The 12,595-nt window shown below is 63.4% G+C and carries 10 protein-coding genes; 5 read left to right on the forward strand and 5 right to left on the reverse strand.

The features are described 5' to 3' along the window. Positions 1–1,627 (forward strand): MGH1-like glycoside hydrolase domain-containing protein (locus tag VN004_RS20660; protein WP_325614056.1); only part of this gene is annotated, 1,627 nt, incomplete at its 5' end. 20 nt (positions 1,628–1,647) lie between these two features. Here the strand turns inward: VN004_RS20660 and VN004_RS20665 are convergent. Further along, positions 1,648–2,793 carry an acyl-CoA desaturase gene (locus VN004_RS20665; RefSeq protein ID WP_325614057.1) on the reverse strand — a complete coding sequence of 382 codons (1,146 nt, stop codon included), beginning with the start codon at positions 2,791–2,793 and terminating at the stop codon, positions 1,648–1,650. 326 nt (positions 2,794–3,119) lie between these two features. Here VN004_RS20665 and VN004_RS20670 point away from each other — a divergent pair, with 326 nt between their 5' ends. The 4 genes from VN004_RS20670 (at position 3,120) to VN004_RS20685 (ending at position 7,596) form a co-directional block, all read left to right on the forward strand. Beyond that, complete coding sequence (locus tag VN004_RS20670) at positions 3,120–3,617, forward strand: DUF3237 domain-containing protein (RefSeq protein WP_325614058.1); 498 nt, start codon at positions 3,120–3,122, stop codon at positions 3,615–3,617. Positions 3,618–3,774: 157 nt separating this feature from the next. After that, complete coding sequence (gene cysD, locus VN004_RS20675) at positions 3,775–4,683, forward strand: sulfate adenylyltransferase subunit CysD (protein WP_325614059.1); 909 nt, start codon at positions 3,775–3,777, stop codon at positions 4,681–4,683. After that, positions 4,683–6,545: an adenylyl-sulfate kinase gene (cysC, locus tag VN004_RS20680; protein WP_325614060.1), complete on the forward strand. Its 1,863-nt coding sequence runs from the start codon at positions 4,683–4,685 to the stop codon at positions 6,543–6,545. Before cysD ends, cysC begins: the two co-directional genes overlap by 1 nt. A 52-nt stretch (positions 6,546–6,597) precedes the next feature. After that, entirely contained in the window at positions 6,598–7,596 is a 999-nt protein-coding gene (locus VN004_RS20685) for a DUF808 domain-containing protein (protein ID WP_325614061.1), read from the forward strand. 102 nt (positions 7,597–7,698) lie between these two features. On the opposite strand, the gene hutX is transcribed toward VN004_RS20685, so the two are convergent. From hutX to VN004_RS20705, 4 genes are all read right to left on the reverse strand, one after another. Continuing rightward, complete coding sequence (hutX, locus tag VN004_RS20690; protein WP_325614062.1) at positions 7,699–8,196, reverse strand: heme utilization cystosolic carrier protein HutX; 498 nt, start codon at positions 8,194–8,196, stop codon at positions 7,699–7,701. A gap of 7 nt (positions 8,197–8,203) precedes the next feature. Further along, positions 8,204–8,536: an antibiotic biosynthesis monooxygenase gene (locus tag VN004_RS20695; protein ID WP_325614065.1), complete on the reverse strand. Its 333-nt coding sequence runs from the start codon at positions 8,534–8,536 to the stop codon at positions 8,204–8,206. 51 nt (positions 8,537–8,587) lie between these two features. Further along, positions 8,588–10,909 (reverse strand): TonB-dependent hemoglobin/transferrin/lactoferrin family receptor, encoded by a 2,322-nt coding sequence (locus tag VN004_RS20700; protein ID WP_325614063.1) that lies wholly within the window; start codon positions 10,907–10,909, stop codon positions 8,588–8,590. A gap of 179 nt (positions 10,910–11,088) precedes the next feature. After that, positions 11,089–12,531, reverse strand: coding sequence for an MFS transporter (locus tag VN004_RS20705; protein WP_325614064.1), 1,443 nt, complete (start codon positions 12,529–12,531; stop codon positions 11,089–11,091). Positions 12,532–12,595 lie beyond the last annotated feature (64 nt).

Consider the following 12,595-nt stretch of genomic DNA (forward strand, 5'->3'; position numbering starts at 1 on the left):
CGATGGCGTGACGCGTTGTACGGCGTTGTGCTTCAACCCCGCGCCCGACCGCCTGTCTACCGGAACGGCCTCTTATGAGATCGCGCTTGCACCCGGCGAATTCCGCACCATCGATCTGACGATCGAATGCCGCGGCGATGACGGCCCCGCGCGTTCGCTGCCATTCCGCCGAGGCATGCGCGCCGCGTTGGTGGATCGCAGGCTCTCCGGCCGCAACACCACGACGATCACGACCTCCAACGCCATTTTCAATGAGATGATATTTCGCAGCGTCTCGGACCTCGTGATGCTCCTGACCGAGACCGCGGATGGGCCCTACCCTTACGCCGGCATCCCCTGGTATTCGACGACATTCGGTCGCGACGGCATCATCACCGCCATGCAGACGCTTTGGTGCGCTCCGGGCCTCGCCCGTGGCGTTTTGCGGCGGCTTGCGGCGCTGCAGGCCGAGAAGTCCGATCCCGACGCCGATGCCGAACCGGGCAAGATCCTGCACGAGATGCGAAGCGGCGAGATGGCCGAACTCGGCGAGGTGCCGTTCAAGCTTTATTACGGCAGCGTCGATTCAACGCCGTTATTCGTGCTGCTGGCGGGTCTCTATCTCGAGCGCACCGGCGATCTTACCCTGATCCGCGAATTGTGGCCGAACATCGAGCGCGCACTCGCCTGGATCGATGGACCCGGCGATCCTGACGGCGACGGCTTCGTCGAATATCACCGGCAGAACGATGACGGTCTGATCAATCAGGGCTGGAAGGATTCGCACGATTCCATCTTCCATGCTGACGGGAGTTTTGCGCAGGGACCGATCGCGCTTTGCGAGGTCCAGGGCTATGTCTATGCGGCAAAGAAACATGCTGCGCGGATCGCCCGCAGCCTGGAACTGGACGACCAGGCGCGCGCGCTTGAAAACGCCGCCGAAGCGCTGAAGCGAAAATTCGATGCGGCATTCTGGTGCAGCGATATCGGCACCTATGCGCTCGCACTCGACGGCAAGAAACGGCCCTGCCGCGTCCGCAGCTCCAATGCCGGACAAGTCCTGTTCAGCGGCATCGCCGCTGCCGAGCACGCCGAATTAATCGCGCATCAGATGATGCACCCGTCATTTTTCTCCGGCTGGGGCATCCGCACCATCGGCCGCGAAGAGCCGCGCTACAACCCGATGTCGTATCACAACGGCTCGGTCTGGCCGCACGACAATTCGCTGATCGCGGCCGGCCTTGCGCGCTACGGTCACAAGACCGCGGTGTCCCGCATCTTCCAGGGATTGTATGACGCGGCATCCTACATGGACCTGCGACGCCTGCCGGAGCTCTATTGCGGCTTTCAGCGCGCGCGCCGCCGCGGGCCGACGCTCTATCCCGTCGCCTGCTCGCCGCAGGCCTGGGCCGCCGGAGCGCCGCTCCTTCTCATCCAGTCGTCCCTCGGTATCGAATTCGATCCGCAGCGCTGCGAAATCGTGCTGCGCAACCCGCAGCTTCCGGCCTTTGTCGATCACATCACGTTGCATGACCTGCGCGTCGGCCCGCGCAGCGTCGATATCGCGTTGCGCCGGCAGGATACCGGCGCCGCGTTGCGCGTTTTGCGCAACGACGAACACGTCAAGGTCAGCGTCGTATTCGACTGAAGCCCTGGCATCCGAACGCGTTACGCCCTCGCGGGCACACTGCTCGCCAGGCGCTGGCCAATCGAGGTCAGCAGCAGGTTGTGCGCGCGGTCCACGATCTCGTCGAGCGAGGGCGTGCGTGCGAACATCGCCCGCGCCTCGGCCAGCAAGGCCTCGCGGCTCGGCACCTGCGGCAGCGACGGCAGGATTTCAGCGGCCCGGTGCCCGGCATCGATCAGCTGATCGCGGATCGCCGACAGCTCGGCGCTATGCAGCGCGGCAGCGACCGCAAGCGCGATCCGCTCGCTGTTGAAGCTTGCGGCGAGTTGCTCGGCGGCGCGATTGATCACACGCGCGCCCAGACGCCGCTCGTTTCGCAGCACCTCGGCCGGCGGCGATTTCAGGTTCCAGACGACGCCGAGGAACGACAGGCTCTTCAGGATGTAGAAGGTCGGATCGATCTCCCACCAGCGGAAGCCTTGCCGCACGCTGCTCTGGTAGGCGTGATGGTTGTTGTGCCAGCCCTCGCCCATCGTGAAGATGGCCAGCAGCCAGTTGTTGCGGCTGTCGTCGCCGGTCACATAGCGCTTGCGGCCGCGCACATGCGCCAGCGAATTGATGCAGAAGGTGGCATGATAGACCGCAACCGTGCTGCAGAAGAACCCGATGAAGAGGCCCGGCCATCCGGCGAGAAGGAAGCACAGGACCGCAAGACCCACGGCCGGCACGAGTTCGAACCGGTGTAACCACATCAGTTCGGGATAACGGGCGAAGTCCTCGACCTTCACGAGGTCGGTGGTGTCATGCCTGCGCGCGAAGATCCAGCCGACATGGCTGTAGAAGAAGCCCTTGTGCCGCGGCGAATGCACGTCCTCGGGCGTATCAGAATGCAGGTGATGATGACGGTGCTTTGCGGCCCACCACAAGACGCTCTTTTGCGCGGTGCTTTGCGCAAGCACCGCAAGAATGAACTGGAACACGCGGCTGGTCGAATAGGACCGGTGCGAGAAGTAGCGGTGATAGCCCGCGCCGATTGCGAAGATGCGCAGCCAGTACAGCGCGATGCCGAGTGCGACGGCCTGCCAGGTGACGCCGGACCAGATCGCGGCGAAGCAGGCGAGATGAACCAGCACGAAGGGAATGGCGGACGGATAGATGATGTCCTCGTGCGTATCGGCGTTGGTCAAGGGTGCTTCCTTTGGTGTGTTCGGACGACGTGCGGCCTGCAACCAGCATAGCGCCGGCCGCAGGTGTTCTCGCGCGACAAATCACGCCTGCGACTCATTTCGTGGACAGGGCGTGCGTGCGATCCACACGGATTTCAGTCGAGATTTAGGGGGAAGATCGTTGTCAGGCGCGCTCTGCGCGGCAAGGCCAAGTCGTTCGGCCGAAAGCTCGATTTCGCCTACCTAAGCCATCTCCGCCCTCTATACAAGGCGGCGCTCGACGGTGGCGCAAGGCGCGATTAGTCTCATGCAGAATAATATTCCATACAACAACGTAGGGGGAAACAATGACCGCGCCAGCCCTTGCCTCGATCCTGCCGGGCGAAATGACTGAACTGCGGCTGCGGCCGCTCTTTCTTTTCGAGCTGGCCGTGAAGCCGGCCTACGTCATCGGTAATACGCCGGGCGTTGACCGGCGCGTTGGCGAAATCACCGGCGGCCGCTTCGAAGGCGAGCGCCTGCGCGGCAAGATCCTCTCCGGCGGCAGCGACTGGCAGGCGGTACGCGCGGACGGCGCCTGGATGCTGGACGTGCGCTGCGTGATGGAAACCGACGACGGCGCGCTGATCGGCATGACCTATCGCGGCATTCGGCACGGCCCGAAGGAGGTGCTCGATCGCATCGCCAAGGGCGAAGTCGTCAATCCGTCGCTCTATTACATGCGGGCGACGCCCTATTTCGAGACCGCATCGGAGAAATACAATTTTCTCAATCTGATGGCGGCCGTCGCCTATGGGCACCGGCTTGCCACGGGGCCGATCTACAGCGTGTTCGAAATCCTGTAGCAAGGCCCGGATGCGCGCCTGAAACAAACCTCGACAGGCCGAACGGCCGCAGCTAAATAGCGCGTCCGCAGCGGCCAATTCCGCTAAGTCTCGGGTTATGCGGCAGAAATCCGCACCGGACTTCGCTCATCCCGGTTTGTTTCCTTCGAACGGCCTCATGAACCGCAATTTGTCCCGCCATCTGTCGAACCTTGAGACAGAAGCCATCGTCATTCTGCGTGAAACTGCAGTGGCCTTCGAGCGCCCGGTGCTGATGTATTCCATCGGCAAGGATTCCAGCGTGCTGCTGCACCTGTGCCGCAAGGCTTTTCACCCCGGCAAGATCCCGTTCCCGGCCCTGCATATCGATACCACCTGGAAGTTCAGGGACATGATCACCCACCGTGACCGGATGGCGGCGGAGCTGGGCCTCGACCTCATCGTGCATACCAACCGCAAGGCGATCGAGGACGGCATTCACCCGATCGCGTCCGGCTCGTCGGTTTACACCCGCGAAATGAAGACCAAGGCGCTGCGCGACGCGCTCGATGCGGGCAAGTTCGATGCGGCGGTCGGGGGCGCAAGGCGGGACGAGGAGCCCAGCCGCTCCAAGGAGCGTATCTTCTCGGTGCGCGGCCCGAACCATTCATGGGATCCGCGGCGCCAGCGGCCCGAATTGTGGCATCTCTACAATCCGCAGCTTGCGCCGGACGAGACGATGCGCGTCTTCCCGCTATCGAATTGGACCGAGCTCGATGTGTGGGAATACATCCTCGCCGAGAACATCCCGGTCGTGCCGCTCTACTTTGCCAAGAAGCGGCCCGTCGTCGAGCGCGGCGGCAGTCTGATCATGATCGACGACGACCGCCTCGAATTGCTGCCGGGCGAGCAGCGAAAAGAAATCGTCATCCGCTTCCGGTCGCTCGGATGTTATCCGCTGTCGGCGGCCGTGCAGTCGCAAGCCGCGAGTGTCGCCGACATCGTCGAGGAACTTCGCACGACACGGCAGTCGGAACGCGCCGGGCGCCTGATCGACGCCGACGAAGTCTCCTCGATGGAACGCAAGAAGCGCGAGGGCTATTTCTGATGCGCGCGCTTGTCACCGAACGCGATCACCTGCGCTTTCTCGCCTGCGGCGCGGTCGACGATGGAAAGTCGACCCTGATCGGACGCCTGATGGCCGAAACCGGCTCGGTGCCGGACGATCTGATGGCGAACCTCGTCCACCTGTCGAAAAAATTTGGCACCACGGGCGACGACCTCGATTACGCGCTGCTGCTGGACGGCCTCGAAGCCGAGCGCGAGCAAGGCATCACCATCGACGTGGCCTATCGCTATTTCGGCACGCCGAAGCGCGCCTTCATCGTCGCCGACACGCCGGGCCATGAGCAATACACACGCAACATGGTCACCGGCGCCTCGAATGCCGAGTTTGCGCTGCTTCTCGTCGACGCCAAGGCCGGATTGACGCGCCAGACGCTGCGCCACAGCCGCATCCTGTCGCTGCTCGGCATCCGCCGGGTGCTGCTCGTCGTCAACAAGATGGACCTCGTTGGGTGCCGTCAGGCGCCTTTCGATGCCATCCGCGACGAATATCAGGTGTTCGCTGCGCAGCTCGCCTTCGACCATGTCGAGGCGATCCCGGTCGTCGCCCGCGACGGCGACAACATCGTCAACCGCAGCGATCGGATGCCCTGGTACAAGGGGCCGACGGTGCTGGAGCATCTCGAGACGGTGCCGGTCTCGATGCATCAGCATGAACAGCCGGCGCGCTTCCATGTGCAGTCGGTGGTGCGCACGCAATCCGGCGGCCGCGGCTATACCGGCTATATGTCGTCGGGAGCATTCAACCGCGGCGATGCAATCATCGTCAGCCGGTCGCGCCGCCCGTCCACGATCAAGGAAATCTACGTTTACCCGGACGTTGTCGACAGCATCGAAACCGGCCAGGCCGCGACCATCGAATTGACCGACCAGGTCGACGTGTCACGCGGCGATATCTTCGCGCCGCCGGACAGCATGCCGGAGGTGGCCGACCAGTTCTCGGCGCATCTCGTCTGGTTGAACGAGCATCCGATGCTGCCGGGCCGCACCTATTCGCTGCGCATCGGCACGCACACCGTGGCGGCCACCGTCACCGCGTTGAAATACGGCACTGATATCGAGACTGGCGAACACGCCGCCGTCACGACGCTCGGTATCAACGACATCGGCTATTGCAACATCGCAACCACCGAGCCGGTTGCGTTCGATGCCTATGCCAAGAACCGCGAAACCGGCGCCTTCATTCTGATCGACCGGCAGACCGGCGCGACCGCGGGCGCCGGAATGGCGGATTTCGCGCTCTATCGCGCGAGCAATCTCGTCAAGCAGAGCTACGAGATCGACAAGGCCTTCCGCGCCAAGATGAAGGGGCAGCGCCCGACCACCGTCTGGTTCACCGGCCTGCCGAGCGCCGGCAAGTCGACCATCCTCAATCTGGTGGAACAGAAGCTCAGCCGCCGTGGCGTCCACACCTATGCGCTCGACGGCGACAATCTGCGCCTCGGGCTCAATCGCGACCTCGGCTTCACCGAAGCGGACCGCGTCGAGAATGTGCGCCGCGCCGGCGAAGTCGCACGCCTGATGGTGGATGCGGGTCTCGTCGTCCTCTGCGCATTCGTATCGCCCTTCCGCAATGAGCGGCGATCAGTGCGCGAGCGGCACGAACCCGGCGAGTTCATCGAAGTGTTCGTCGATACGCCGCTCGAGATCTGCGAGGCGCGTGACCCGAAGGGCCTCTACGCCAAGGCGCGCGCCGGCAAGGCGTTCCATGTGACCGGCATCGACTCGCCCTATGAGCCGCCGCTCGAGCCCGAGATCCGGCTGCGAACGGAAACCGGTACGCCAGACGATATGGCCGAACAGGTCATCGCGCATATGATAAAGCTCGGAGTGATCGCGCGCTGATGCGGCCTCGATGACGCCGTCATCTGTCCCCTGAGCCCTGGTGGGTTGCACCGTGAGCGTTGGCCTGATCGCACTTCTGGACGACGTCGCGGCCATCGCCAAGGTCGCCGCGGCGCAGCTCGACGACGTCGCGGCGCAGGCCGCAAAGGCGGGCGCCAAGGCCGCGGGCGTCGTGATCGACGACGCCGCGGTCACGCCCCGCTACATGACGGGCTTTGCCGCGGTGCGCGAAATTCCGATCGTGCGCAAGATCGCGATCGGCTCGTTGCGCAACAAGCTGTTGATCCTGCTCCCCATCGCCCTCGTGCTCAGCTCCTTCCTTCCGGGCGCGATCACCCCGCTGCTGATGATCGGCGGCGCGTACCTTTGCTACGAGGGCACCGAGAAGGTGTTCGAGGCGCTTCTGCCGCACAAGGCGCACGAGCACGAAACAGCCATCGGTTCGGTTGTCCTCAACCCGCAAAGCCTCGAAGACCAGAAGGTCGCGAGCGCGATCAAGACCGATTTCATCCTGTCGGCGGAAATCATGGCCATCGCGCTGTCGGCCATTCCGGCCGGCAACGTCGTGACTCAGGCGATCGTGCTCGCGATCGTTGCGGTCGGGATCACCGCTGCGGTCTATGGCGCCGTCGCACTCATCGTCAAAGCCGACGATCTCGGCGTCTGGCTCGCGGCGGGCCGGAGCGTTTCCGTTCTGGGCTCGGTCCAGCGCGGCGTTGGACGCGCGTTGGTCTATGGCATGCCGGGCTTTCTGAAGCTTCTTACCATCGTCGGCACGGCGGCGATGATCTGGGTGGGCGGCGGCATTATCGTCCACGGCCTCGAACATTACGGCCTGACGACACTCCCGCACGCAATCCATCATGCCGCGGAGGCGGCGTCACATCTCGTTCGGCTGCTTCCCGGCGCGGTCGACTGGATCGTCAATGCCGCCGGCGCAGGCGTTGTCGGGCTTTGCGTCGGCGCAGTTCTGATCCCGGTGACGGGCTACGCGATCGCACCGGTCTGGAATGCCTTGATGACGGTGGTGCGAAAGTTTCGCAGCGCCTGAAGCGCTCGCCGCGTCGATATACGACCGCCTTCCCTTTGCCGCGTCGGGCGCGGGCACAGGCCGCCGCGCGTACGCGGCAGCCGATGGCGCAGCGTTGCGCCTTTACTGAGAGAGTCGATCCGGGAGCGACCGGAATCGCTCCAGCTGATCCGCCTTCAATTCCCGGTTGGCGTCACGGCCAACGAAGATCTTGAACATCACATGACCTTCGGGATTGAAGAACAGGATGGACGCCGAATTACGTCCCATGAACGGACGCTCGACGAAGGCGATCTGCGTGCAACGGTCGTGACGCAAATGCCCATGAAACCCCGTCGTGCCCGGAACGTTGTAATAGCCCCGCGAGACCTGGCCAGCGGGGATCGGTCCGCCAAATTCCATGATCCCGTCGTCGGTATGCACGATCAGTGTGACGTCGCCCCATTGAGCGACATCGCCCATGACATCGACGAAGCGCGCGCCATCGACGAAGCGGCGCATGCCCTCCGGCAATGCGCACACCACGTCATGCGGCGAGACGCCGGCTTCCTTGGCATATTGCTCGACGATCACATCCGGGTGCTTGGCCAGATGCTCGGCGAGGACGGCTGACGATTGCATGATGGGCTCAGGCCGCACGCGCGCGGGTGATCGTCTGCCGGATCTCGAAGCCCTCGAACTTCGGATGGGCCAGATAGAGCGAGGTGGTCGCTGGACTGCCCGCGTTGGCATGCGCCTTGCGGAATTCCTCCGACTTGGTCCACGAGTCGAAGGCTTCACGGCTCTGCCACAAGGTATGCGAGGAGTAGAGCGTGTGATCCTCCGCTTCGGGACCGCGCAGCAGATGGAATTCCACGAAGCCCGGCATCTTCTCAAGGTGCGAGTCGCGCGACGACCACACCTTTTCGAACTCGGCTTCCGATCCCTTCTTCACCATGAAGCGGTTCATCGCGATAAACATCATCACACTCTCTCTTCTCGGTTTGTGATCAGGCAGGCGCCGCCGCGCGCATCACAATGCGCTGAACCGCACCCGTAGTGAACCCTTGTAAACCGTGCCGGGAGGCGGCGCAGCCCAAAGGATGTCGTTCTGCGCTGACCCATCGTTTGCGCTGACAGGGATCGCGAATGGACGATAATACTCGTTCAGGAGGTTATCGACCGTGAAGCCGAGCATCACATCCTTGACCGGTTCATAGGTGAGGAACAGGTTGATCAGGTCATAGGACGTGCTGGGCAGGTAGCCGGCCGGAACATTCAGGTTCGCCGCAGCGGAGGTCCAGTAGCCGCCGATGGTCAGCTTCCTGTCGAGGAGCCGCACGCCGAGCGTCGTGACGATCTTGTTGGGCTGGATGGTCGCCAGCCCCTCTCCGGTCATGTCGTTGTAGCCGCGCTGAAGCTGACCCGAGACACCGAGGAACCAGGTTCCGGCGTCATACATCGTCTCGGCTTCAAACCCCTGAATGTGCGCCTTGTCGATATTCTGGTACTGGAAGTACTGGCTGTAGTTGCCAAGAAAGACCGGCGGCGCGAACGGGCTGAAGCGCACGAACACATTGACAGGGTCGGACGCGACCATCTCGATATAGTCTTCGAGATTGTTCCGATAGGCGCTGAACTTGCCGCGGAACGAGTCGCCCGTGGTGAAGATGTTGTCGAACTTCAGGTTCAACCCGACTTCGCTGGTCTTGCCGATTTCCGGACGCAGGTTCGGATTGGGCAGGAAGCAGAACAGCCCGCCGCCGCCACTCGGACAGTTGAAGAGGACCGGACCGCCGCCGCTCGAATGTCCGCCGGCCACCAATGTCTCGGTGATCGAGGGTGCGCGATATCCTTCGGCGTAGCTGACATAAGGCGTGACGCCCTTCACCGGCGTGATGCCGACGGTGATCTTCGGCGACACGCGGTCCCCGGACGCGTTCGCATTGAAGCTCTCCAGCTCGTATTTGTCGTAGCGCGCCGCGCTGACCACTTCGAGCCAGTTGGACCAGGTCGATTTCCACTGCACGAATGCGCCGGACACGGTTCGCACTCCACCCGGCGTCGTGATGTTGGAATTGCCGGAGGTATCCGTCGTCGTGACATCGTCCTGGAACATGTCACCGCCGAACGTGATCGCATTGGCCCATTCGCCCATATTGAAGCGCATGGTGTTGTTGGCATCGAAGCCGAGCGTTTCGAGCAAGTAGCTGCGCTTGTCACCGACGCAGCCCGAGATATCGTTGCCCGGCGTCGTACACACGCCCGCCTGCGCGGTCGTGCTCAGGTGATATGTCTTCGTCTGCTCGCTGTTGGTGCGATTGCTGTAAACGTTGACGTCCCAGTTGAAGAGATTGTCGTCCGGCCGGTAATATTTCCAGCGCACCGTGCCGGTCGTGTTGTGCAGGTCCGTCGCATAGACCGAGGAGCCCTGGTTCAGGGCGCGCTGCGCAGTCGTGGCGACAGCGCCGCGATTGAATTGCCCGACATTGTAGAGATATTCCTGCCCGATGAATCCGAACTTGATCTCATGGCCATCGGCCGGGCGGAAGGTCGCCTTGGCCATACCGGTGGAAATGTGGTTGCCGGTATTGGAGATCTCCTGGCCGTCGCCGTCCTTGTAATCGCTCTGCATCCGGTGGGTGCCACCGACGATGAAGTCCGCATTCGGGCTTCCGCGCACCGCTGTGAAAGCCGACGCCATTCCGCGTCCGGAATTTGACCCCAGCATGCCGCCGAACGCGGTGGCGAAACGTTCCTTGGGCTGCAGGATGTCGTCGACGTCCTTGGTGCGGAACGAGACCACGCCGCCGATCGCGCCGGAGCCGTAGACGTTTGCGGTCGGACCGCGCACGACCTCGACGCCACCGACCAGTTCCGGATCGAGGAAGAAGCCGCCATTCGCATTGTGGCCGCTGCGCTGATAATTCTGACGCGCCCCGTCGACGGTGACGGCAACGCGGCCGAAGTCCTGCAAGCCGCGGATATTGATCGAGGACTCCGGCGAGTCGCCGCGCTGCTCAAAGGACACGCCCGGAACATTGTAGAAAATGTCCGAGAGGCGCTTTGGGTCGATTCTCTGGATTGTCGGCAGGGTGACGACGCTGACCGGGGCCAGTACGTCGATGGCGGCCTGCTGGGTCTGAGCGTTCTCGATGGATGGCGGCGGAGCTTCCGCCGGACCTGCGGGCGCCGCAGGCTGCGCCGCCACGGCACGCGGCTTGCGGCCGATATTTGTGACTGTGATCGTTTCCAGAACCTGTTCGGCAAACGCGGTCGCAGACCACACCGATATTAAACCGAAGATCGAAACGCCGACCAGCAACCGCTGTCGCGCCACGCTACGTAGCGACATCAAGAGCCCCCAAAGCTATCGAATTGTTTTGGGCTGGCTGGCGTATCGCTGACGCGATGGCTTGCTGGCACGACCGCAAAAACGGTCAAAAATTTGTGTATTGGAGCGGTTTCTTCAGGTCAACGCGCGGCGACCCGCTTTGTAGGTATTCCAGGGAACGCCTGGGAGCGGCGGTGTTGTCACCCCGCCGGTTGCGCGGTGTGCGGACCTGGCGCCAGCCGCGGCTGCGAGACTTCCTCCAGGCCGCGGCCCTCGGGAATATCGCGGATATTCCGTGACAGCAGGAAGGTGATCGCGGCGCCGAGCGCGCTGACAATGGCCATCAGCGCCAGGACCCCGGCAACCCCGGCGAAGGCCTTGACCTGCGGCAACACGAAGATTCCGAGGGTCGCCCCGGCCTTGGCGCTCGCGGCGGCAAATCCGCTCGCGGAGGCTCTGACCGCGGTCGGGAACAGCTCGGGAGCCATCGTGAAGGTTGTGGCATTCGGCCCCGCATTCATCGCGAGATTGAAGAGGACGAAGCCGGCAAAGACGAGCGCGATATGGGCGCTTCCCTGCCCGCCGGACAGCACGGCCACGAGCAGCACCAGCATCCCGACGCACATGCCGAGAAATCCGACGATCTGCATGTGCAGCCGCCCGAAACGCGGCACCGCCCAGATGCCGATCAGAAAGCCGATAAGCAGAAACAGGTCGATCGCGGCACTGCCGAGACCGGCGGCGAAATCGGCGGCGACCGGATCTTTCGGCTTTCCGCCGAGATGCAGCGCGGCGAGGATAACCGGCGTGAACAGCCCGATCCCGTAGGTCGCGATGTCCATCAGGAACCATGGGACCGAGACCAGCGCCGTTCTGACCCGATAGGGTTGCGAGAACAGCACCGCCATGCCGCGATCGCCCGAAGGCGGCGGCTCGCTCGGATGCTCGATCGGCACCTTGGTCAGGCCGGTGATCACGCGCGCCGCGCTTTCCGGATGGCCATGCTCCAGAAGCCAACGCGGGCTTTCCGGCAACCACATCCGCATCAGCATGAAGACGAATGCGCCGGCACCGGTCGCGCCGACGATGAAGCGCCAGTCCATCGCCTCGCCGTGCAGGCGCAGGAGCGTCAACGCCACGCCGGCGCCGACCAGCATGCCGACCGATTGCAACGCGATGGTTGCAACCATCATGCGGCTGCGCTCGCGCTTGGGCATCGTCTCGGAGACGTAGGAGGCGCTAACGGGAAAGTCGATCCCGATGCCGACGCCGATCAGGAACTGGCCGAACAGCACCGCGAGCGCATTCTCTGCGAACGCACTGAAGACGCCGCCCGTCGCGAGGATCGCCATGTCGATGATCAGGAGCGGCTTGCGGCCGAAGCGATCGGCGGCCGGTCCGCCGAAGGCCGCTCCGATGGCGGCGCCGAGGACCAGCGCTGCACCGATCAGCCCGACGACCAGCGGGGTGAGGCCGAACCGGCTTGTCAGCAGCGGCATCGCAACGCCAAGCGAGAAGATCGAGAATCCGTCCAGCAGCGTGCCGCCGCTGGCGAGAATCCAGATCGCGAACTGGCGCGGTCCCATTGCGGCGTGATCGAGCACCGCAAAATGGGGTACCGGAGCCGCGTTCTGGTCCGACATCGCTAGTTCTTCTTGCCGGCTTTGTCGCTCTTGCCGGGTTTGTCAGTCTTGCCGGCCTTGTCAG

It is taken from the genome of Pseudorhodoplanes sp. (assembly GCF_035565855.1).
Taxonomy (GTDB): domain Bacteria; phylum Pseudomonadota; class Alphaproteobacteria; order Rhizobiales; family Xanthobacteraceae; genus Pseudorhodoplanes.